Below are 22,807 nucleotides of genomic sequence, written 5' to 3'. Positions count from 1 at the left end.
ATCTAAAAATATTGCTTTAAAATATCCACTCAAACCTTTACGTACTATATTTTCTTAACGTAAGCGACAATTAAAGCCCATGCGCGTATCTACAATATTATCTTTATAGCCCAAGCTTTGAATAAATAAATTTCGATCGGTCAAAAGCTTCTGATCTTGCTCACTCAAACGTTCACGATTAGTAACAGCACTATTAAACATTTCATCGACTGTACGTTGAAAAATACCGCAGACTTCTTGTCGCTTGGTTTTATTCAATTGACGCCCCAACAAAAAGCTACGTTCAAAGTCCTTATCTGTCAAAGTCTTCCCCCAATCTTCAATACGCTGGTTCTGACGTTGCATCATTTGTGCTAAACCTTGCTCCATTTCGGCAGAAGTGATTGGAGAGACAGTTGTTGTTGCTTGTGTAGCACTCGCACTCGGCTCGCTATCTGTAGCACTAGATGCATACTGAGAGAACAAAAAACTAACGAACAACATACTACTTACATTGATCCATTGGCGATATTTCAAAATCATCCCTCATCAGCTCAGTTTTTATTGTTTTTAGTTATACACAGTTTCAACATCAAGCAAAATATTCAACACATTTTACTTACATAAAACACAAACTTTAGTCCCGCCTTTTGCTTATGAAATGGCATAAAAAAACCACTCTTTCGAGTGGTTTTTTTATGGAGTTTTAAACCAGTTCTTTAAAATCTTGCTGACGCCATGCTTCGTATAAAATCACAGCCGTCGCATTAGATAAATTTAGACTGCGCGAATTCGCAGCCATTGGTAAGCGAATCCAATGAGACTGTGGGAACATTAAACGTACATCTTCAGGTAAACCACGTGTTTCTGGCCCCATCAGCAAGGCAACAGGACGGTTTAAATTAGAAGTATGTGGCGTTTCTGTCCCTTTGGTCGTCAAAGGATAAATCGCATCTGCTGCAATGCCTACGCTATCTAAATGTGCTAGACACTCAGCAAAATTTTCCCATACTTTCATGTGTGCCCATTCATGATAATCCAATCCAGCACGACGCAATTTTTTATCATCTAACTCAAAACCTAATGGCTTGACCAGATGTAATTGCGCTCCTGTATTGGCACATAAACGAATGATATTCCCTGTATTTGCTGGAATTTCTGGCTCGTATAAAACAACATGAATCACAGGATTTACTCTACTCTTTTCAATGTCGCAAGGCGCTTAGCCTTGCCACTGTAATTGTTCACGCAAGCGTACTACTTCACCAATAATGGTTAGCGTTGGCGCTTGTATTTGATGATCACTCACTTTGGAGGCAATATCTGCCAATGTCCCGACCACAACTTTTTGATCAGGTGTAGTGCCTTTAGACACCAAAGCCACTGGCATATCTGCACGTTGACCATGTTCAATCAAGCGTTGGCAGATTTTTTCCAATCCAACCAAGCCCATATACAGCACAAGTGTTTGGTTTTCATAAACCAATTCTTGCCAAGGGAGTTCAGGTGAACCTTCCTTTAAATGGCCCGTTAAGAAACGTACACTTTGCGCATAATCACGGTGCGTTAAAGGAATACCCGCATAAGCAGAACAGCCAGAGGCTGCGGTAATCCCAGGTACAATTTGAAAAGCAATACCTGCTGCAAACAGCTCTTCAATTTCTTCACCGCCACGTCCAAATATAAACGGATCGCCACCTTTTAGGCGACAAACACGCTTACCTTGCTGTGCATATTGAACCAATAAGGCATTTATACCTTCTTGGGGCACAGCATGGTTTGAACGCGCCTTACCCACATAGATTTTTTCTGCATCACGACGACACAAATCCATGATTGGGGCAGAGACCAAACGGTCGTAAATCACCACATCAGCTTGTTGCATCAGACGTAAGGCTTTCAACGTCAAAAGCTCTGGATCGCCCGGCCCTGCACCAACCAAATACACCTCACCTTTCGGCTTGGTCCATTCAATTAAAGCTTGTTCAATTAAACGATCTGCCTCAGCAAGATTGCCATTAAATACCTGCTCTTTGAGTGGACTAGCATATAAGTCTTCCCAAAAAATACGGCGTTCATCTGGATTGATAATTTTGGCTTTTACGACACTGCGCCATTTTCCCGAAAACTCGGCCAAAGCTCCCATTCCATGCGGAATACTGGCTTCAAGCTGGGTACGAATTTGACGAGACAACACAGGTGATGTGCCATTACTGGCAATAGACACGACCAAGGGTGAACGATCTATAATGGCTGGGACCATAAAACGACAATGTGGCGGATCATCAACACTATTTACCAACACATTCTCAGCTTCACAGGCTTCAAATACATGACGATTGACTTCAGCATGATCTGTAGCCGCAATCACCAAGCGATATTGACGCAGTCGTATGTCAGCACTGAATGGTGCTTGTACATATTGCCCCTGCGATTGCTCAACGATCTCTAATAAGTTAGCTTCAATTGCTGGTGCAACAACATTGACTACCGCGCCTGCTTTGGCCAATAAGACTGCTTTACGATAGGCAATATGACCACCGCCAACAATCAGACAAGGTTGCTGTTGCAACTTTAACGAGATTGGAAAAATATCCACAAGAGACCTCAAAAAAACTATATCTGACTGCTTAAAAAAAAGTGCACACTTTTGTGTGCACTTGATTCAACTCGAACTTAGTCGATGTAAGTTTTACCACCCATGTATGGACGTAATACTTCTGGAATTTCAATCGAACCGTCTGCACGTTGGTAGTTTTCCATCACTGCAAGCAAAGTACGACCGACAGCCAAACCTGAACCATTAAGTGTATGCACAAATTCAGTTTTCTTTTGGTCTGCACGGTAACGCGCTTTCATACGACGTGCTTGGAAATCACCCATGTTTGAACATGAAGAAATTTCACGATAGGTATTTTGGCTCGGCACCCAAACTTCTAAATCGTAAGTCTTGGTTGCACCAAAGCCCATATCACCACCACAAAGAATGATTTTACGGTATGGCAAACCTAAAGCTTGCAAAATACCTTCTGCATGGCCTGTAAGATCTTCTAGCGCTTGCATAGAAGTTTCAGGTTTTACAATCTGAACCATTTCTACTTTGTCAAATTGGTGCTGACGGATCAGACCACGTGTATCACGACCGTATGAGCCTGCTTCACTACGGAAACACGGTGTATGCGCCGCATAGCGAAGTGGTAAACGATCTGCATCAATGATTTCGTCACGAACAAAGTTCGTTACTGGCACTTCAGCTGTAGGAATTAAATAAAATTCTTTTTCGCCTTGAAGCTTGAATAAATCTTCTTCAAATTTAGGCAACTGGCCTGTACCACGTAAAGAATCCGCATTAACAAGATAAGGTACGTACGCCTCTGTATAGCCATTTTGCTCAGTATGCGTATTTAACATGAACTGAGTAATCGCACGTTGTAAACGCGCTAAAGGCCCTTTTAATACACTAAAACGCGAACCTGTTAATTTTGTTGCAGTTTCAAATTCCAAACCGCCCATCATTTCGCCAAGGTCAGTATGGTCTTTGATTTCAAAATCAAATGTACGTGGTGTACCCCACTTTAGAATCTCAACGTTATCCGCTTCGTCTTTACCTTCTGGTACAGACTCATCTGGCAAGTTTGGAATCGATAATGATTTTTCCTCTAACTCTGCTTGTAATTCTGCTAAAGCAACTTCAGCGGCTTTAATTTCATCACCAATAGCCGACATACGCGCCATAATTTCAGAAGCATCTTCGCCTGCTTTTTTAAGCTGACCCACTTGCTTCGCACCCGCATTACGCTCTGCTTGCAAAGATTCAGTTTTTGATTGAATTTCTTTACGACGTGCTTCAAGTGATGCCCACTCTTCTACATTTAATTGCACACCACGTTTAGCTAAGGCTAAATTTACAGCCTCAATATTATTTCTGAGTAATTTCGGGTCGATCATAGCCAGTCTTGGAATAAGAAAAAAACTGGCTATAGTGTAAGCTCTTCATGCTAAAAAATACAGTGACTGGGCATACAGCTGTGCCTTATTAGAACAATATTGCGAGGATTTTGTACAAATCCTCATCGCGATTATTGATTGTTATATTTTGGCAAACTTGGCAAATATTGCGCCTGAATCACTTCACCCGCAGATTCATAGGGCAATTTAAGCTCAGACATTCCCTCAGCATAGCTGGCCAATTCATACAATGGATAAACAAACATCAGACCATTCGGGCCATAATAAAAATTATCGCTGAGTTTTAACTGCGCCTTTTCAATTTTATGGTTATATAACCAGTTGATATTGGCATCATAGAGTGAATCTAGTACTTTTTGCTCCGCACCTTTTTTCAATATATCTTGTAAAGACAATCGTTTATGCGTTTTTAAATCAAAATTTACATATTCAATATGATACATACCATGTGCAGCCCCTGCACTGTAGCTATAGCTATAAATTGCAAACGTCGCAAGATTATACTGCTGACCAATATAACGAACAGACATATTTTGCTGATTTAAACCCGCTTGACTCCCTTCAGAAACATCCACCTTTTGTGGCGCATGTTCTGCAAATGCAATCGGTTCAGCCTTACGAATACGATCATTAAAATAATCATCGATCCAAGGCACACCCGACTCAACGGTTTGCAACACAAACTGAGTACAACCTTCTTTTTCACAAACATTCTTCTGGTAATTCGCTACATTCACCGCTTTAACTTGTAACAACGGAACAGATGGTGTCTCAGCGACCACAGGCGCAGATGCTGCAGCCTCTTGATCTTTTTTAGGTAAGTCATGGCGCTGACAACCTACAAACATTGTCGCCAGCAAGGTCATTAACAACACTGGTTTAAGTTGTACTGAGTTCATCCGAAATCCCTATGGTTATTTCTAGCCGAAGTAAAGTTGAATTTTCACATTATTCAAAGTCAAAAGTATAGCCAAAACACCAAAGCTCCTAAAAATAATTCATTGATGCATCAGCGTTATATACTTAACTCACTCAGCATAGACATAAAAAAAGCAAGCCTCAGCTTGCTTTTTGTATCTCAGATTTATTCAAGATCATCATCTTACTGATCAATAATATCTGTGCCTTTTGGCGGGGTAAAATTAAAGGTCGATGCTGGAATAGACGCATTCACTTTTACATTATTAAAGCGCACATAAGTGGTTTGACCTAAAGAATCCGCTAAAATCATTAAGTTTGGTGCTTTATTGACACCAAAGCTGATGGTTAAACTTTGAAAAACACCATCTTTTTGTTTTGGATATAGCGTGTAGTAAGTTTTAGCTTTGTTTGGCTGTGTTACACGATATGACTTCATAATTTGATTGGTATTACCCGAAAGTAACAATGCAGGTGTATTTGCAACTTGATCATCCAAACCTTGTCTTACTGCTTGCTGTAAGTCTGGATCATAAATCCATACCGTCTTACCCGAAGTCACAATAGTCTGCTTAGATGGGCTGGTGGTTTCCCAGTAGAATTTACCTGGGCGTTCTACTTTCATCACCCCTTTAAAAGTTTGATTCATGTGCTGTGCAGATAAACCTTTTTTCTGCACAGGCTTTGCACCTGCAGTTGCTTTAGAGGTTTGCTCAAATGTTGCACTTAGACTACGAATGCCATTTAACTGTTTAACTAAGCTTGCTGTCGCTTGCTGCTCCGATGCTGCTGTAGCAGCAAACACAGTCGTACTCATGGCTGGTGCTAACATTACTGCACCCAATGTCATTGCACATACGGTTTTACGAAGCATTTTCATAATTCACCTTTTCTAATATTTGCGTGATCGCAATTTCAAACTATGCACACATCTTAAACCAATTTGAATCACTAAAATGAGAGAAAATAAGAAGTTTTGTATTGTTATTAATGCAAAATGCATAGTTTTATTCATCATGATGAAGACGTTTGTCAAATTTTAAGCATAAAAAAACCCACCTTACGGCGGGCTTTTTTCTATTTCAGCGATTACGCGTCAACAGATACGTAGCGACGGCCAAATTGACCTTTCACTTCAAATTTTACTACGCCATCAGCAGTAGCAAAAAGTGTATGGTCACGACCCATACCTACGTTTTGACCAGCGTGGAATTCAGTACCACGTTGACGAACGATGATGTTACCAGCAGTCACAGATTGACCACCGTAGATTTTAACACCCAACATTTTTGGGTTCGAGTCACGACCGTTTTTAGTCGAACCACCGGCTTTTTTAGATGCCATGTCTCTTTACTCCTCGTAATTAGCCTGAAATAGCTGTAATTTTCAACTCAGTGAACCATTGACGGTGACCTTGTTGTTTACGATAGTGTTTACGACGACGCATTTTGATGATGCGGATTTTGTCGTGGCGACCATGGCTTACTACTTCAGCAGTAACAGTAGCGCCAGCAACAACTGGAGCACCGATTTGAATGCTGTCGCCGTTTACAAGCATCAATACGTCATCAAACGTAATTGTTGAGCCAGTTTCAGCTTTCAATAATTCTACTTTAAGGGTTTCACCCTCAACTACACGGTGTTGTTTACCACCGCTTTGGATAACTGCGTACATAACGTACTCCAAACATGCCCGTGTCGTCGTGCCGATAAAGGAATATACCGATCTTAATACGATCGCCACTGGGGTTATACAAGGGCAAGGATTTTAAGTGATAATAGAACAAACAACAAGTCATTTGCACAAAAAATTATCTAGAATTAACGATTATTTAATAAACAATATCTTAGAACATGATTAAATATTGCTTAAGGCTTATACTTCTTTGAAAAATGACATAGATTTTTAAAAACTATTCGTTACTATAGTCCTTATAAACATAAGCACATGCGCTATTATTGCCAGAAATCAGCCATGTGCATTCGCATAGGGAGATTAGAAGGATGATTTTTGTCGCATGAAAGCCTTATGCTTGCGACAAAACTGGTCGCTTCTATCTGTAAATACCACCACAATTGCTCTTTTAAAATTTAGAGTAGTTTCAAACCAAATGAGGTTTTTCTTCACATGACCATCGACTTTAAGCAAGATATACTCGCTCCTGTTGCAACTGATTTTGCCGCGATGGACACATTTATTAATGAAGGAATTACCTCAAAAGTGGCTTTAGTCATGGCCGTAAGTAAGCATGTTGTAGAAGCAGGCGGTAAACGCATGCGTCCAATTATGTGTTTACTGGCAGCCAAAGCGTGTGGTGCAGAAGATTTAGAAAAACACCGTAAATTAGCCGCAATTATTGAAATGTTGCACACAGCAACGCTTGTTCATGATGACGTGGTTGATGAATCTGGTTTAAGACGTGGTCGTCCGACAGCAAATGCAACATGGAACAATCAAACTGCGGTATTAGTGGGCGATTTTCTTATTTCTCGTGCTTTTGACTTATTGGTTGATTTGGACAATATGGTCTTGCTCAAAGACTTTTCGACTGGAACTTGCGAAATTGCTGAAGGCGAAGTCCTACAATTACAAGCACAGCATCAACCAGATACAAATGAACAGACCTATTTAGATATTATTCACGGCAAAACTTCACGTTTGTTTGAATTAGCAACTGAAGGTGCTGCTATTTTGACAGGCACACAGGACTACCGTGAACCGCTACGCAAATTTGCGGGTCACTTTGGTAATGCCTTCCAAATTATTGATGATATTTTAGATTACACCTCAGATGCTGAAACATTAGGTAAAAATATTGGTGATGATTTAATGGAAGGTAAACCAACTTTACCTTTAATCTCAGCATTGAAAAATACACAAGGTGAAGAACACGACATTATTCGTCGTAGTATTGCCACTGGTGGAACAGCAGATTTAGAGCGCGTGATTGCTATCGTACAAAGCTCAGGCGCACTCGATTACTGCAGCAAACGTGCTGAGGAAGAAACACAAGCAGCATTAAATGCACTGCAAGCTCTACCCGATACAATTTACCGCCAAGCGCTGATGAATTTGGCACAGTTGGCACTTCATCGAATTCAGTAATCTTTTATCATTTTTACTTTGCCTATGCATATAAATTTCAACGATTTATTTTTATCTATGCAACATCAGCTCGAGCAACCTCGGGCTGTGTTAGATGACCAATTACTGATTGATCTAGTTGATCGTATCCGTCCAGAAAACAGTAAAAATAACGAAGAAATACATACGAAGTTTAATGCTTTTTTACAAGCACTCCTACTAACACCAGATGCAGCATCTACACTGCAAAGCTTTGTTTTAAAGCTCATTAGCCAATATAAGCAAACAGGTCTGTATGCTGATACAGGTATTTTATCGCTCGATGGCTTTTGGAATCAGCTCTCACAACGTCTAGGTGCACATTTTTTACCGCTGATTAATGATCAAAGCCAGTTACAAGACTTAGTCCGCCGTGTATTTCACGAACGTAGTGATAAATATTGGCTTGATCAAATTGATGCGCATGAATGGCAAAAGCTGTTTAAGCTTCTCAATCAAGGCCACAGTAACCAAGACGAAAAAAAACAAATTCGCCGTGAATTAATTAAAGCTATAACGGTACTGTCCTATCGTGTGAGTGGAATTGGTCTATACCCCGAGTTTATTAATGCACAGCCAGATTTAACAGAATACGAATCCCCTTTTTTGGTTCAAAACCGAGAAATAAACGAATTTATTCATCAATATAAACAACTTCACCAATCGACAGAACTCATGCATGCAGTTGTCCCACCCGACGCATCACAAGCGCTCGTCATGTTGGATCAATGTCGTGAAGTCGTCCTTAAAATTCGCCGTGCCACTAAACGAATTGGCGTGAGCGTCAGCCTCACCTATTTGTTGTCTTTATTAGAACAGTGCCTCGACCGCGTAGAACTTCTCTTAAAACTCATTGTTGAAGAAGACAACGAGCGTTACTTTGCCTTAGGCACACTCCTTGCAGATATCACTGATGCAATCTACAGTGAGCAAAGCGTACGCTCTTTACTGGCAACCAACAGTGAATTGATGGCCTTACAGGTCACAGAAAATGCCAGTAAAACTGGTGAACATTATGTAAGTACAGACAAAAAAGGCTTTTTTTCGATGTACAAATCGGCAGCAGGTGCCGGTGTGATTATTGCCATTATGGCAACACTTAAAACCCTGATGGCACGCGTATCGATGGCCCCGTTAATGCAGGCCTTTAGCTATAGCATGAATTATTCTTTAGGCTTTATGCTCATACATGTGATGCACTTTACCGTAGCTACCAAACAGCCAGCTATGACAGCGGCAGCACTTGCAGCCACAGTACAACATCGTAAAGGCTCAAAGACCACGCAAATTGCAGAATTGGCCGCCCTGATTATTAATATTATCCGCACTCAATTTATTGCAATTCTAGGTAATATTTCAATTGCGATTCCCGTGGCCGCGCTCATTGTGATGTTTTGGGATGTGGTGTTACATGAACACCTCATGACACATGCCAAAGCAACCAAAACTTTGCATGACCTCAACCCCTTTACCTCTTTGGCCGTTCCCCATGCAGCCATTGCGGGTATTTGCTTGTTTTTGTCAGGCCTGTTGGCAGGGTATTTTGACAATATGGCCATTTATCGTAAGGTTGGGCCTCGAATTAAAGCTCATCCTAAGCTGAAAAAAATAATGAGCCAAGAGCGCTTAAACGCCTTTGCAGCCTATATTGAACGGAATTTAGGTGCTTTAGCAGGTAACTTCTTATTCGGGATTATGCTCGGCAGCATGGGCACTATTGGCTATATTTTAGGTCTACCTTTAGATATTCGACACATTGCTTTTGCGTCTGCCAATTTTATTCAAGGCTTAATGCAAATTAATGGTAGCCCAGATATCGGACTCATTATTGTGTCCTTTATGGGCGTACTCATGATTGGTTTAACCAACTTATTTGTGAGTTTTACTTTAACCATTATTGTGGCACTTCGTGCACGTCGGGTACGATTTGAGCAATGGAAACCGCTCGCAAAACTAGTGCTAACACATTTCCTCACACGTCCAAGTGATTTTTTCTGGCCACCTAAGCAAGCTTTAGAAATTCGTGAAAATAACGCCCCTCAAAAGAGTTCCCACTAAAAGGATTTGTTATTTTATTTTACACAGTGTTAAAAAAGTACGAAAAAGAAATTAGCATAATTTACACACACTTGAAATAAAGTGTACTGATGAGTACACTTTAACCCATTATTTAACCCAGTTTCACTCGGTTAACATGACAAGGATACATGCATGCCAAAGCAATTGCTGTTCCTCGGCGGTTTGTTGTTGTTAATCAGTATAATTTTACTGAAAATTCCTGCATTTAAAGCTTCTGATTTAGGTGCAGTGCAATGGATGTTTGCTCATCGTAGCCACAGTCTCAACACAATCGCTATTGGATTATCAATTATTGGTGGCATGCCATTTGTATTATTTATGACCACGCTATGGTGTTTAACTTTGGCATGGTATAAAAAATATATAAATATTGTTTTTATCAGTATAGGAATTATTGGAAGTATTGTTCTCACTTGGGCACTCAAATACTTCATTTCTCGACCACGTCCACCTGAAATGTATTTCTTAGTGCAAACCTATGGAGATTCATTTCCAAGTGGACATAGCCTCTATGCGGCAACGCTGGGGTGTCTTGCAATGTACGTATATCTGCAGCATACACACCATAAACTCATTTGTTTAGCGATGAGTTTATGGATGATTGTTATGGGTATATCCAGAGTGTACGCAGGTGCGCATTATCCTTCCGATGTCCTTTCTGGCTGGAGCATAAGTTTTATTTGGATCACGCTTTTATATCTCGCGATAAGCAAATACCAAAGCGCAAATAAAAAATAAACTTTAGATATAAATCTAATTGAGGTGAAAGAATGATGTCTGCAAAGCTTTGGGCCCCTGCCCTAACCGCTTGCGCATTAGCAACAAGTATTGCACTTGTTGGTTGCAGTAAAGATCCAAAGGAGGCACAGCAAGCAGGCGCTGCTCAGCAAATGCCACCAACTGAAGTTGGAATTATCGTTGCGCAACCGCAAAGCGTTGAACAGTCTGTTGAACTTTCAGGCCGTACGACAGCATTTGAAATTTCTGAAGTGCGTCCGCAAACCAGCGGTGTCGTTCTGAAACGTCTTTTTGCTGAAGGAAGTTATGTACGCGAAGGTCAAGCATTATATGAAATCGACTCAAGTACCAATCGCGCTAATGTAGACAATGCACGTGCCTCGATTGCAAGTGCAGAAGCGAATTTAGGCGTATTACGTGTTAAAGAAGGTCGTTACCGCCAATTAGTTGGTAGCAATGCGATTTCAAAACAAGAATACGACGATATCGTTGCACAGGTTAAACTTGCTGAAGCTACATTAAATGCAAGCCGTGCAACACTGAAAAATGCCGAAATCAATTTAGGTTATTCTACAGTTCGTGCGCCAATTTCTGGTCAAACTAACCGCTCTACAGTGACATCTGGTGCTTTGGTAACAATGAACCAAGAAAGCCCATTGGTCACAATTCAGCGTTTAGATCCAATTTATGTTGATATTAACCAATCAAGTGCAGAATTGCTTCGCCTACGCCAGCAATTAAGCAAAGGTTCTTTGGACAGCAGTAACAACACTAAAGTGAAGTTAACGCTAGAAGATGGTAGTGAGTATTCACAAGAAGGTCGTTTAGCTTTCTCTGATGCCAGCGTGAATCCTGATACTGGTACAGTAACACTGCGCGCGGTGTTCCCTAACCCAAATCACCTCTTGCTTCCTGGTATGTTTGCCAATGCTAAAATCGTTCAAGGCGTAATTCCAAATGCATATTTGGTACCACAAATTGCGATTACACGCACACCTACTGGCCAAGCAATTGCCATGATTGTGAATGCTAAAGGTGCTGTAGAGTCTCGCCCTGTAACCACAGCTGGTGTACATGGCAAAGATTGGATTATCACTGAAGGTCTAACCACAGGTGATAAAGTGATTGTAGACGGTATTGCAAAAGTAAAACCTGAGCAACAAGTGGTTGCTAAACCTTACCAGCCTCAAGCTGCTGCTCCACAAGGTGCTCAAGGTCAAGCCAAACCAGCTTCTGAAGCTGCCGCTAAACCTGAACAAAAAGCTACTTCAAATACATAAGGGGTAGACTGAATGGCACAATTCTTTATTCATCGCCCCATTTTTGCGTGGGTGATTGCATTAGTCATTATGTTGGCGGGTATTATCACGCTGACAAAAATGCCGATTGCACAGTACCCAACCATTGCTCCACCAACGGTCACGATTTCTGCGACTTATCCTGGTGCATCTGCTGCCACTGTTGAAAACACAGTTACACAGATTATCGAACAGCAAATGAATGGCCTTGATGGCTTGCGCTACATTTCTTCAAACAGCGCAGGTAATGGTCAAGCATCGATTGCGTTAAACTTCGAACAAGGCGTTGATCCAGATATCGCCCAAGTTCAAGTACAAAATAAACTTCAATCTGCTACTGCACTTTTACCTGAAGACGTACAACGTCAAGGTGTAAAAGTAACCAAGTCTGGCGCAAGCTTCTTACAAGTTTTAGCGTTTTACTCACCAGATGGCAACTTGTCAGCAGATGACATTAAAGACTATGTAAACTCAAATATTTCTGAACCTCTAAGCCGTGTGGCAGGTGTAGGTGAAGTACAAGTATTTGGTGGGTCATACGCTATGCGTATTTGGATGGATCCATCCAAAATGGCCAACTTACAAGTCACTCCTAGCGATATTGCAAGTGCGCTCAAAACCCAAAACGCACAAGTTGCAGTGGGTCAGTTAGGTGGTGCACCTGCGGTACAAGGCCAAGTGCTAAATGCGACAGTCAATGCACAAAGCTTATTGCAAACGGCTGATGAATTTAAAAATATCTTCTTAAAAAATACATCTAATGGTGCTCAAGTTCGCTTAGGCGATGTTGCGCGCGTAGAACTTGGTGCCGATAGCTATCAATTCGACTCTAAGTTCAATGGTAAGCCCGCTGGTGGTGTAGCCATTAAACTGGCTACAGGCGCAAATGCCCTAGATACTGCAAAAGCAGTAGAAGCGCGTTTGGTTGAACTGCGCAAGAACTATCCAACAGGTATGAAAGACCAATTGGCCTTTGATACAACACCATTTATTCAACTTTCAATTGAAAGTGTTGTACATACACTGATTGAAGCGGTGATCTTGGTATTCCTTGTGATGTTCTTGTTCTTACAGAACTGGCGCGCAACGATCATTCCAACCATGGCTGTACCAGTTGTTGTACTTGGTACTTTTGCTGTAATTAATGTATTTGGTTTCTCAATCAACACTCTCACTATGTTTGCGATGGTACTTGCCATTGGTCTTTTAGTGGATGACGCGATTGTTGTGGTCGAAAACGTTGAACGTATTATGGTGGAAGAACACCTAGACCCAGTACATGCGACTGAAATTTCAATGAAGCAAATTTCGGGTGCATTAATTGGTATTACCTCTGTATTGTCTGCGGTATTCGTACCTATGGCATTTATGAGTGGTACAACAGGTGTTATTTACCGTCAATTCTCTATTACGCTTGTAACGGCAATGATTTTGTCATTAGTTGTGGCTCTTACCTTTACCCCGGCCCTTTGTGCGACCTTGTTGAAACAACATGATCCAAACAAAGCGCCGAGTAACAGCTTACCTGCCCGATTCTTCCGTTGGTTTAACACAAGCTTCGATAAAGTTGCAGGTAAATACCAAAACGGCGTTAACCGCATGACCCATGCCAAGCTCTTCTCTGGCTTGTTATACGGTGTTGTAATCGTTATTTTAGGCTTCTTGTTTACCAAACTGCCTTCTTCATTCCTACCAGATGAAGACCAAGGTGTAGTCATGACTTTGGTTCAGTTACCACCTAACGCAACCTTAGAACGTACTGACAAAACCATTAACACCATGACAGACTACTTCCTGCATAAAGAAAAAGATTATGTTGAATCTGTATTCAGCGTATCTGGTTTCTCGTTTACAGGTGTGGGGCAAAATGCCGGTTTGGCATTTATTAAGTTAAAAGATTGGTCTGAACGTACTTCACCTGAGTCTCAAGTAGGTGCAATTATTGGCCGTGGTATGGCATTAAACATGATTGTTAAAGATGCGTCTTACATCATGCCATTACAACTACCAGCAATGCCTGAATTGGGTGTGAGCGCAGGCTTTAACTTACAGTTGAAAGATTCTGGTGGTGCTGGTCATCAACAGCTTCTAAATGCACGTAATGCAATCTTAGGCATGGCTGCTCAAGACAAACGCTTAATGGGTGTGCGTCCAAACGGCCAAGAAGATACACCTCAGTACAAAATCATTGTTGACCAAGCGCAAGCAGGTGCAATGGGTGTCAGTATTTCTGAAATCAACACCACGATGGGTATGGCTTGGGGCGGTTCGTATATCAATGACTTCATTGACCGTGGCCGTGTGAAAAAGGTATATGTTCAAGGTGAATCAGACTCACGCATGATGCCTGAAGACTTGAATAAGTGGTATGTACGTAATAAACAAGGTGTAATGATTCCATTCTCAACATTTGCTACTGGCGAATGGACTTATGGTTCACCACGTCTTGAGCGTTATAATGGTATTTCATCCATGAACATTCAGGGTACGCCAGCACCAGGTGTGAGCTCGGGTGATGCGATGGCTGCTATGGAAGAAATCATTGCGAAATTGCCTTCTATGGGCTTACAAGGTTTCGATTACGAATGGACTGGGTTATCTCTTGAAGAACGTGAGTCTGGCGCACAAGCTCCATTCTTATACGCACTTTCATTGCTTATCGTATTCCTGTGCTTAGCAGCGTTGTATGAAAGCTGGTCTATTCCATTCTCTGTATTATTGGTCGTACCTTTGGGTGTAATGGGTGCTGTTGCATTAACATTCTTAGGTATGGTGTTGTTTAAAGATCCGAACCTGTCAAATAACATTTACTTCCAAGTCGCGATCGTAGCAGTCATTGGTTTGGCTGCCAAAAACGCGATTTTGATTGTAGAATTTGCCAAAGAACTTCAGGAAAAAGGCGAAGAGCTATTTGATGCAACAATGCATGCAGCAAAAATGCGTTTACGTCCAATCATTATGACAACTTTAGCTTTCGGTTTTGGTGTATTACCGCTTGCCTTAGCTTCTGGCGCGGGTGCAGGTAGTCAGCATTCTGTAGGTTATGGTGTCTTGGGTGGTGTAATCAGCTCGACGCTGTTAGGTATCTTCTTCATTCCTGTGTTCTACGTATGGATTCGAAGTATCTTTAAATACAAACCAAAACAACAAAACAATCAGGAGCACACATCGTGATGCAAAATATATGGTCTATTACAGGTCGTAGCATTGCGGTTTCTTCACTTGCGCTTGCTTTGGCTGCCTGCCAAAGCATGCGCGGTCCAGAACCGGTCGCACAGGCAAATATCCCACAAAGCTATACAGCAAGTGCTTCTGGCACGTCTGTGGCTGCGCAAGGTTACAAAGACTTTTTCGCTGACCAGCGTTTGGTTCAAGTTCTTAATTTGGCTTTAGCAAACAACCGTGATTTACGTACTGCTGCACTCAACATTCAACGTGCACAACAACAGTATCAAATTACGGCAAATAACCAACTTCCAACCATTGGTGCAAGTGGTGATGTGCTACGCCAAGACCAAGGTGCGGGTGCCCAAACACGTTATAACGTCGGCCTTGGTGTGACTGCTTATGAGCTTGATTTTTGGGGTCGTGTACGTAGCTTAAAAGACAATGCTTTAGACAGTTATCTTGCCACTGCCAGCGCACGTGATGCGACTCAAATTGCACTCATCGGCCAAGTTGCACAAGCATGGTTAAACTACTCATTTGCCAATGCGAATCTAAAGCTTGCTGATCAAACTTTAAAAGCACAGCTTGAGTCTTATAACCTCAACAAAAAACGCTTTGATGTAGGTATTGACAGTGAAGTTCCTGTTCGTCAGGCACAAATTTCTGTAGAAACTGCACGTAATGATGTTGCGAACTACAAGACCCAAGTTGCTCAAGCACAAAACTTACTCAACCTCTTGGTGGGTGAGCAAGTGCCTGAGAGTTTGTTAGCGAAACAACGTGTAACACGTATTACGTCAAACAATACTATTGGCTCTGGTCTACCAAGCGAACTCCTGAACAACCGTCCTGACATTCGCGCTGCTGAATATAAATTATCAGCTGCAGGTGCAAATATTGGCGCAGCCAAAGCACGTTTATTCCCAACGATTAGCCTCACAGGCTCTGCGGGTTATGCGTCTACAGACTTAGGTGATTTATTTAAGTCAGGTAGCTTTGTTTGGGGTGTAGGTCCAAGCATAAACTTACCAATCTTCGATTGGGGTACACGTCAAGCCAACATTAAAATTTCAGAAACAGACCAGCAAATTGCTTTGTCTGATTATGAAAAATCAATACAGTCAGCATTCCGTGAAGTGAATGATGCACTAGCTGTACGTCAAAACATTGGCGACCGTCTATCTGCACAAAAACGCTTAGTTGATGCAACCAATACGACTTACAAACTATCGAATGCCCGCTTCCGTGCTGGTATTGATAGCTACTTAACTGTATTAGATGCACAGCGTACGTCTTATGCTTCTGAACAAGGCTTGTTGCTCCTTGAGCAAGCAAATTTAAACAACCAAGTTGAGTTATACAAAACACTCGGTGGTGGTATTAAGGCTAACACTAGCGATGCTGTACAACAACAGCCATCAAGTGCAGAACGTAAAGCAGCAACTACCAAATAATTGCGCGACACTTAATAAAGAGCTCACTTCGGTGGGCTTTTTTATTGCTTTTTAGCTATAACTTTTCTATCTTCACTGTATTCTTTTTTTGATATTGATCACTAAAAATGCTACTGAGTAATCTTGAATCTGTACCTGGCCATACCATTACCCAACAACTTGATGTGGTTTATGGGAGCACTGTACGTAGTAAACACGTGGGACGTGACCTATTAGCAGGACTTAAAAATATTGTTGGTGGCGAACTTACAGCCTATACCGAACTATTAGAAGAATCACGCCAAGAAGCCATGGACCGTATGGTGGCAAAGGCGCAAGCTTTGGGTGCCAATGCAATCGTGGGTATTCGCTTTTCGACTTCAAATATTGCGCAAGGTGCATCTGAATTGTTTGTTTATGGGACTGCTGTGCGCGTAGAAGCCAATCAGCCAAAACTGCCTGATCCATTCCCAACACAAGGCTAAGGCTATGGATGCTTTTCTTTTTAAAGTTGTCATTTTTGTTATTTTATTTGCTATCGGTTGGGGTTTTGGCCGTCGTGCCGAAAGTAAACACTTGGCTGAGCTTGAGGTACAGGAAAAACGTCTTGCCTATATCCGCTTAGACAGTAGTCGTTTTAAAACCAGCGAACAGCCGGGACAAATGATCAGCAGCAATGTGGTCATTTCTCATGATTATTTTAAATATGTGATTGCCAATATTCAGAATTTTTTTGGCGGCAACCTGAGCAGCTACGAAACAGTCGTAGAACGTGCGCGCCGCGAAGCCGTAGTTCGCTTAAAGCTTGAAGCAGAAAAAATCGGCGCATCTGAAATATTAGGGTTACGCCTCAGCACCACTGAAATGGGCATGGAAGGTGGTATGGTAGAAGTATTTGCTTATGGAACAGCCATTCAAAAATGATAAATCGTTAGAAAAAATATTCGGCTTAAATCATGAATAAGAAAAAAGTTATTGGTTATATTTTAGGTGGAATTGGTGGGTATATATTTAGTCACTATGTGATTTCACCTTATTTTTTTGGAAGCAATGTAGATAAAGTTCAAGAGCAGATCACAATAGCACTTGATGAAGAATTAAATCATTTACGTCGTAAATTACCACTAAGAATAGATAAATATAGTACGTTAATTGCTATTGATCGACGTGAATTAAGTGTTGCCTACACATACGAACTGAATGCTGCACAGATTCAGAATAGTCCTTTAATGAATTATTCAACTCAAAGACACAAGGAAAATTTATGCGCATCAGTTGCTCATACATTTGAACATAACATTCACTACGATTTTATTTATAAGGATACCAACAACCAAATTCTACAAACTATTCCAATTGATAAAAAGTTGTGCAGAATTTGATGCCCAATGTAGTGGCATATCTCATGACGCTTAAATTTAAATAAGCGTCATTTCACTTTATATTTAATTTAATGAATGTGAGATCAAAAAATCACTTCACTTTCATTTTACGGATCATTTTATATAGCGTACTTGGCGACAGGCGTGATACCCATGTGCCCAAAACTTCTTTACGACCACCAACCACAATGTATTCTTCCCCTTTGAGCAATGCATTTACTGTAATTTTTGCAAACTCATCTGCTTCTAAACCATTGGCCGTGGCTTCATTATCATAGCCTTGCGCCTTGCCCTCTCCATTTAAAGCATTAATAGAGACATTGGTTTTGACAAAGCCTGGGAAAATGACAGATACATCGACCCCTTGCTCAGCAACTTCTGCACGTAAACTGTTGGCCCATAAGTGAATGGCTGCTTTAGCTGCCGAATATGAAGCGCGATACTGCGTACCCAATAGACCAGCCACGCTAGAAACAAACACAATGCGGCCTGATTTTTGTTGCAAGAAAGATGGTAATGCTGTTTTGGTCAAAAATACTTGTGAAAAGTAATCCAGCTCCATAATGGCGCGTTCAGTCTGCATGGTGGTTTCTGTAATGAGCGCGCGCTGGCTTAAGCCTGCATTATTAATCAGCCAATCGATACGACCTTTGCACTGTAAGACCTGTTCATAGGCATGGCGGACTTGATTTTCATCAGTAATATCCGCTGCTATAGATAAATGCTGTTCAGGTTTTAGTAAGCCAACACGTACATTTTCCAACTCCTCAAAACGACGTGCAGTTAGCACAACGTGTGCACCTTGCAATGCACATTCCTGTGCCAGCGCCTTGCCTAAACCAGATGAAGCACCTGTAATCCAAACAACTTTGTCTTGCAAACTTTTCAGTTGCGCCATGTTCTTCCCCTGTTATGCGAACTGCAAATCAAACTCGATATTTAACTTTTTACTGCTTCTTGCTGAATAAAGCCAATAAAATGATCAAAATATGGGCTTATTGCTTGGGCATTATAAATTGAACCCAATTTATCAAAGCGCTTATAGCCCAGCTGAGTAGTTAGATTAATCACCCCATTTAAGGTTTTATCCACTACTATATTGAATTTCAACATTTTTTTAGGCTCACGCACCAAATGTGTAACCCCTTGATCGACCACTTCGGTAAATGCCTTCAGTGCAGTCGGTACATATTGGTTATTACCCAGTTTAATCTGTTCAACACAGCCCAGTAATTCTGTAATCAAGGCATTGTCGACTGGATAAGTTACAAAGGTGTTGCCATTTTGATCGACAGTCAGCTCATGCAGATAATTGACCATGGGTTTGAGACGATCATTGCCAAAAAATGACACCGACCACGGCATATATTTGCGGGTCATTTCAGTCACCTGCTTAATGATTTTTTCTGACTCATGATCACTTGAGCTGGACATTTTTGCCATACTTCCAAAGACTTGATCGATAATATCGCAGGCTATATCCGCCAGAGTATCCCCCAAGGGCTTTGCCATGCTATCGGTATTATTTTCGTTGATTTTTTGATGTATGCCCATAAAACGTTGGTGTGTTTCTGGCTGAATTTTAAGGAAAATTGTATAACTCATTGCAGGCCTCCTTGTTATAGTGTTTAACGGTCTACGTGTTCTTTTCTTAAGCCTATCATAATGCTAAGGATTGGTACTGCCAATTGGCGAAAGTTTACATTCTTGCAACATCCCTAAATCTCCATTTTTTTTGCTACAATAGGTCTAATTTTTTATCCACTTTTGATCTGTTTAGACTATGACTGATTCAGCGCAAAATATTGCTACGACCTACGATCCAACCGAGATCGAAAAAAAATGGTACCAAACTTGGGAAGAGCGCGGTTACTTCAAACCGTCTGAAAAAGGTGAATCATTCTGTATCATGATTCCACCGCCAAACGTCACTGGTAGCTTGCACATGGGTCATGGTTTTAACAATGCCATCATGGATGCTCTGACTCGTTATAACCGTATGTCTGGCAAAAATACGCTTTGGCAACCAGGTACGGACCATGCGGGTATTGCAACGCAAATGGTTGTTGAACGTCAGTTGGGTGCTGAAGGTATTAGCCGTCATGACCTTGGCCGTGAAAAGTTCATTGAAAAAGTGTGGGAATGGAAAGAACAATCTGGCGGTAACATTACCCGTCAAATTCGTCGCTTAGGTTCTTCTGTAGACTGGTCTCGTGAACGCTTCACGATGGACGAAGGTTTATCAAATGCGGTGAAAGAAGTATTTGTTAAGCTACATGAAGAAGGCTTAATTTACCGCGGTAAACGCCTTGTAAACTGGGACCCTAAACTACAAACTGCCCTTTCTGACTTAGAAGTAGAGTCTGATAAAGAAGAAGCAGGTTCATTATGGCACTTCAAATATTTCTTTGAAGATAAGTCACTTCGTACCCACGACGGTAAAGATCACATCGTTGTTGCGACGACTCGTCCTGAAACATTGCTTGGCGATACAGCCGTTGCAGTTGCACTGGATGATGAACGCTATGCAGCACTTGTTGGCAAAAACATTATCTTGCCAATTACAGGCCGTGCTGTTCCTATCGTTAAAGACGAATATGTAGACAAAGAATTTGGTACAGGCTGTGTGAAAATCACCCCTGCGCACGACTTCAATGACTATGAAGTGGGCAAACGCTGTGAACTTCCAATCATCAACATCTTCAACAAAAATGCGGAAGTTCTTGCTGAGTTTGAATACATCGCGAAAGCGGGCGAGCAAATTTCTAAAACCATTCCTGCACCTGCGGACTACATTGGTTTAGAACGTTTTGCTGCACGTAAACAATTGGTTGCTCAAGCAGAAGCTGAAGGCTGGTTAGACCAAATTCAACCGTACACATTGAAGCCACCTCGCGGTGACCGTTCAGGCGTGATCGTTGAACCACTACTGACTGACCAATGGTACGTAAAAATTGCGCCGCTTGCTGAGCCTGCAATTAAAGCAGTGAAAGATGGCGAGATTAAATTCGTTCCTGAGCAATACAGCAACATGTACATGGCGTGGATGAACAACATCCAAGATTGGTGTATTTCGCGTCAATTGTGGTGGGGTCACCGTATCCCTGCTTGGTACGATGCTGAAGGTAACGTATTTGTAGGTCGTGATGAAGCTGAAGTTCGTGCGAAAAACGGCATTGCACCTGAAGTTGAATTGAAACAAGACGAAGACGTGCTTGATACATGGTTCTCTTCTGGTCTTTGGACATTCTCAACTTTAGGTTGGACTGGCGATGCGGCGAAAGATAAAGAAAACTATTTCTTAAATACTTTCCACCCGACTGATGTGCTTGTGACTGGTTTTGACATCATCTTCTTCTGGGTTGCCCGCATGATCATGATGACCATGCACTTCATGAAAAATGAAGATGGCACACCGCAAGTTCCGTTCAAAACTGTGTACGTTCACGGTTTGGTACGTGATGGCGAAGGTCAGAAGATGTCTAAATCTAAGGGTAACGTGCTTGACCCATTAGACTTGATTGACGGTGTTGATCTTGAAACTTTAGTACAAAAACGTACGACTGGTTTGATGAACCCGAAACAAGCAGCCAAGATTGAAAAATCAACCCGTAAAGAGTTCCCTGAAGGTATTCAATCTTACGGTACAGACGCTGTTCGTTTCACATTCTGTGCGCTTGCCAACACAGGCCGTGACATTAAGTTCGACATGAAACGTGTTGAAGGTTACCGTAACTTTGCCAACAAGATCTGGAACGCTACGCGTTTCGTGATGATGAACTGTGAAGAGCAAGTGATCGGTCAAGAAGTACGTCAAGACCTTTGGGAATTGCCTGAACAGTGGATCGTGAGCCGTTTACAAAAAGCGGAACAAGCGGTGCAAACTGCATTTGCAACGTACCGTTTAGACTTGGCTGCGCAAGCGATTTACGAGTTCATTTGGAATGAATACTGTGACTGGTATGTAGAGCTGACTAAGCCTGTTCTAAATGATGAAAACGTATCGGTTGAGCGTAAAGCTGAAGTACGTCGTGTTCTACTTGCTGTGATGGAAGCGTCTTTACGTTTGGCTCATCCGTTGATGCCTTACCTAACAGAAGAAATTTGGCAAACGCTTGCGCCGAAACTGAACATTTCTGGCGAAACGATTATGCTTGCGCAGTACCCTGTTGCTGAGCAAGCACTCATTAACGACCAAGCTGAAGCAGATATGCAATGGCTGCAAGGTTTGATTGGTGCGGTACGTAACATCCGTGGTGAGATGGGCTTAGGTAATGCTCGCTTGTTGCCTGTTCTACTTCAAAACACGACTGATGCTGAAAAAGCGCAAATCGCGCGTATTGAACCGTTGTTTAAAGCATTGGCTAAAGTTGAAAGCATTACTTTCCTTGCAGATGGTGAACAACCGCCATTGTCTTCTTCATCTGTAGTTGGTCATGTGTCTGTATTCGTTCCGATGAAGGGCTTAATTGACCCTAAAGCGGAATTGGGTCGTTTGCAAAAAGACTTAGACAAGGTTCAAAAACAGCATGACCAAATTGCAACTAAACTTGGTAATGAAGGTTTTGTGGCAAAAGCACCCGCTGCTGTGGTTGAAGGTGAGAAAGTAAAACTTGCTGAGTTTGCTGATCAGTTAGCGAAGATTAAAGCGAATATGGAGCAGATTGCGGCGCTTTGATTTCTTTTTAAATATTTAACAAATAAGATAAAATCCCTTCA

The 22,807-nt window shown here is 41.6% G+C and carries 20 protein-coding genes; 10 read left to right on the top strand and 10 right to left on the bottom strand.

All coding sequences use genetic code 11. The annotated features are described in order from the left end of the window. Positions 1-54: 54 nt before the first annotated feature. The 8 genes from EXE29_RS02340 to rplU all read right to left on the bottom strand — a co-directional run bounded on the left by EXE29_RS02340 (position 55) and on the right by rplU (position 6,541). The gene (locus tag EXE29_RS02340; RefSeq protein WP_227865864.1) at positions 55-522 is read right to left on the bottom strand and encodes a hypothetical protein; all 468 of its coding nucleotides are present in this window, start codon (positions 520-522) and stop codon (positions 55-57) included. 163 nt (positions 523-685) lie between these two features. Then, positions 686-1,165, bottom strand: coding sequence for a tRNA (cytidine(34)-2'-O)-methyltransferase (locus tag EXE29_RS02335; protein WP_106984498.1), 480 nt, complete (start codon positions 1,163-1,165; stop codon positions 686-688). Between the two features lie 36 nt (positions 1,166-1,201). Then, the gene (gene cysG, locus EXE29_RS02330) at positions 1,202-2,578 is read right to left on the bottom strand and encodes a siroheme synthase CysG (RefSeq protein ID WP_117006481.1); all 1,377 of its coding nucleotides are present in this window, start codon (positions 2,576-2,578) and stop codon (positions 1,202-1,204) included. Positions 2,579-2,655: 77 nt separating this feature from the next. Continuing rightward, complete coding sequence (gene serS, locus EXE29_RS02325) at positions 2,656-3,927, bottom strand: serine--tRNA ligase (RefSeq protein WP_106984496.1); 1,272 nt, start codon at positions 3,925-3,927, stop codon at positions 2,656-2,658. 131 nt (positions 3,928-4,058) lie between these two features. Then, on the bottom strand, positions 4,059-4,847 hold the full coding sequence (locus EXE29_RS02320; protein ID WP_106984495.1) for an RsiV family protein: 789 nt from the start codon (positions 4,845-4,847) through the stop codon (positions 4,059-4,061). A gap of 203 nt (positions 4,848-5,050) precedes the next feature. Beyond that, positions 5,051-5,746 (bottom strand): outer membrane lipoprotein periplasmic chaperone LolA, encoded by a 696-nt coding sequence (gene lolA / locus EXE29_RS02315; protein WP_120363794.1) that lies wholly within the window; start codon positions 5,744-5,746, stop codon positions 5,051-5,053. A 209-nt stretch (positions 5,747-5,955) separates the two neighbouring features. Further along, a complete protein-coding gene (gene rpmA / locus EXE29_RS02310; protein ID WP_106984493.1) occupies positions 5,956-6,210 on the bottom strand; it encodes a 50S ribosomal protein L27 in 255 nt (84 codons plus the stop codon). A gap of 19 nt (positions 6,211-6,229) precedes the next feature. Further along, the gene (gene rplU, locus EXE29_RS02305) at positions 6,230-6,541 is read right to left on the bottom strand and encodes a 50S ribosomal protein L21 (protein WP_106984492.1); all 312 of its coding nucleotides are present in this window, start codon (positions 6,539-6,541) and stop codon (positions 6,230-6,232) included. Between the two features lie 453 nt (positions 6,542-6,994). Here rplU and sdsA point away from each other — a divergent pair, with 453 nt between their 5' ends. The 9 genes from sdsA (at position 6,995) to EXE29_RS02260 (ending at position 18,088) form a co-directional block, all read left to right on the top strand. Continuing rightward, entirely contained in the window at positions 6,995-7,972 is a 978-nt protein-coding gene (gene sdsA, locus EXE29_RS02300) for an All-trans-nonaprenyl-diphosphate synthase (protein ID WP_106984491.1), read from the top strand. A 24-nt stretch (positions 7,973-7,996) separates the two neighbouring features. Continuing rightward, positions 7,997-10,048, top strand: coding sequence for a site-specific recombinase (locus tag EXE29_RS02295; RefSeq protein ID WP_120363795.1), 2,052 nt, complete (start codon positions 7,997-7,999; stop codon positions 10,046-10,048). Between the two features lie 153 nt (positions 10,049-10,201). Then, positions 10,202-10,807, top strand: coding sequence for a phosphatase PAP2 family protein (locus tag EXE29_RS02290; protein ID WP_120363796.1), 606 nt, complete (start codon positions 10,202-10,204; stop codon positions 10,805-10,807). A gap of 32 nt (positions 10,808-10,839) precedes the next feature. Beyond that, positions 10,840-12,087: an efflux RND transporter periplasmic adaptor subunit gene (locus tag EXE29_RS02285; protein ID WP_117006479.1), complete on the top strand. Its 1,248-nt coding sequence runs from the start codon at positions 10,840-10,842 to the stop codon at positions 12,085-12,087. Positions 12,088-12,099: 12 nt separating this feature from the next. Beyond that, positions 12,100-15,279 carry an efflux RND transporter permease subunit gene (locus EXE29_RS02280; protein WP_106984487.1) on the top strand — a complete coding sequence of 1,060 codons (3,180 nt, stop codon included), beginning with the start codon at positions 12,100-12,102 and terminating at the stop codon, positions 15,277-15,279. Continuing rightward, positions 15,279-16,727 (top strand): multidrug efflux RND transporter AdeIJK outer membrane channel subunit AdeK, encoded by a 1,449-nt coding sequence (adeK, locus tag EXE29_RS02275; protein ID WP_106984486.1) that lies wholly within the window; start codon positions 15,279-15,281, stop codon positions 16,725-16,727. Before EXE29_RS02280 ends, adeK begins: the two co-directional genes overlap by 1 nt. Before the next feature lie 107 nt (positions 16,728-16,834). Further along, on the top strand, positions 16,835-17,191 hold the full coding sequence (locus EXE29_RS02270; protein WP_106984485.1) for a YbjQ family protein: 357 nt from the start codon (positions 16,835-16,837) through the stop codon (positions 17,189-17,191). A gap of 4 nt (positions 17,192-17,195) precedes the next feature. Next, positions 17,196-17,630, top strand: coding sequence for a YbjQ family protein (locus tag EXE29_RS02265; RefSeq protein ID WP_106984484.1), 435 nt, complete (start codon positions 17,196-17,198; stop codon positions 17,628-17,630). Positions 17,631-17,662: 32 nt separating this feature from the next. Next, positions 17,663-18,088 (top strand): type II secretion system pilot lipoprotein GspS-beta, encoded by a 426-nt coding sequence (locus EXE29_RS02260; protein WP_120363797.1) that lies wholly within the window; start codon positions 17,663-17,665, stop codon positions 18,086-18,088. A 91-nt stretch (positions 18,089-18,179) separates the two neighbouring features. Here EXE29_RS02260 and EXE29_RS02255 read toward each other — a convergent pair whose 3' ends face one another. Continuing rightward, entirely contained in the window at positions 18,180-18,986 is an 807-nt protein-coding gene (locus EXE29_RS02255; RefSeq protein WP_106984482.1) for an SDR family oxidoreductase, read from the bottom strand. Positions 18,987-19,027: 41 nt separating this feature from the next. Continuing rightward, positions 19,028-19,693 carry a hypothetical protein gene (locus EXE29_RS02250; protein WP_106984481.1) on the bottom strand — a complete coding sequence of 222 codons (666 nt, stop codon included), beginning with the start codon at positions 19,691-19,693 and terminating at the stop codon, positions 19,028-19,030. 178 nt (positions 19,694-19,871) lie between these two features. Here EXE29_RS02250 and EXE29_RS02245 point away from each other — a divergent pair, with 178 nt between their 5' ends. Continuing rightward, the gene (locus EXE29_RS02245; RefSeq protein ID WP_120363798.1) at positions 19,872-22,766 is read left to right on the top strand and encodes a valine--tRNA ligase; all 2,895 of its coding nucleotides are present in this window, start codon (positions 19,872-19,874) and stop codon (positions 22,764-22,766) included. The last annotated feature ends 41 nt before the right edge of the window (positions 22,767-22,807 follow it).

The sequence above is a fragment of the Acinetobacter sp. WCHAc060006 genome, from assembly GCF_004209135.1.
Classification (GTDB): Bacteria; Pseudomonadota; Gammaproteobacteria; order Pseudomonadales; family Moraxellaceae; genus Acinetobacter; species Acinetobacter cumulans.
Note: the sequence above shows the minus strand (reverse complement) of the source record. Positions and strands in the feature narration are given on the sequence as shown.

Coding starts and splice junctions, on each gene's coding strand:
- EXE29_RS02255 (WP_106984482.1), bottom strand. CDS start 18,986: ATGGCGCAACTGAAAAGTTTGCAAGACAAAGTTGTTTGGATTACAGGT.
- lolA (WP_120363794.1), bottom strand. CDS start 5,746: ATGAAAATGCTTCGTAAAACCGTATGTGCAATGACATTGGGTGCAGTA.
- rpmA (WP_106984493.1), bottom strand. CDS start 6,210: ATGGCATCTAAAAAAGCCGGTGGTTCGACTAAAAACGGTCGTGACTCG.
- EXE29_RS02285 (WP_117006479.1), top strand. CDS start 10,840: ATGATGTCTGCAAAGCTTTGGGCCCCTGCCCTAACCGCTTGCGCATTA.
- EXE29_RS02260 (WP_120363797.1), top strand. CDS start 17,663: ATGAATAAGAAAAAAGTTATTGGTTATATTTTAGGTGGAATTGGTGGG.
- EXE29_RS02340 (WP_227865864.1), bottom strand. CDS start 522: ATGATTTTGAAATATCGCCAATGGATCAATGTAAGTAGTATGTTGTTC.
- rplU (WP_106984492.1), bottom strand. CDS start 6,541: ATGTACGCAGTTATCCAAAGCGGTGGTAAACAACACCGTGTAGTTGAG.
- EXE29_RS02280 (WP_106984487.1), top strand. CDS start 12,100: ATGGCACAATTCTTTATTCATCGCCCCATTTTTGCGTGGGTGATTGCA.
- EXE29_RS02270 (WP_106984485.1), top strand. CDS start 16,835: ATGCTACTGAGTAATCTTGAATCTGTACCTGGCCATACCATTACCCAA.
- serS (WP_106984496.1), bottom strand. CDS start 3,927: ATGATCGACCCGAAATTACTCAGAAATAATATTGAGGCTGTAAATTTA.
- sdsA (WP_106984491.1), top strand. CDS start 6,995: ATGACCATCGACTTTAAGCAAGATATACTCGCTCCTGTTGCAACTGAT.
- adeK (WP_106984486.1), top strand. CDS start 15,279: ATGCAAAATATATGGTCTATTACAGGTCGTAGCATTGCGGTTTCTTCA.
- EXE29_RS02245 (WP_120363798.1), top strand. CDS start 19,872: ATGACTGATTCAGCGCAAAATATTGCTACGACCTACGATCCAACCGAG.
- EXE29_RS02320 (WP_106984495.1), bottom strand. CDS start 4,847: ATGAACTCAGTACAACTTAAACCAGTGTTGTTAATGACCTTGCTGGCG.
- EXE29_RS02265 (WP_106984484.1), top strand. CDS start 17,196: ATGGATGCTTTTCTTTTTAAAGTTGTCATTTTTGTTATTTTATTTGCT.
- EXE29_RS02250 (WP_106984481.1), bottom strand. CDS start 19,693: ATGAGTTATACAATTTTCCTTAAAATTCAGCCAGAAACACACCAACGT.
- EXE29_RS02295 (WP_120363795.1), top strand. CDS start 7,997: ATGCATATAAATTTCAACGATTTATTTTTATCTATGCAACATCAGCTC.
- EXE29_RS02290 (WP_120363796.1), top strand. CDS start 10,202: ATGCCAAAGCAATTGCTGTTCCTCGGCGGTTTGTTGTTGTTAATCAGT.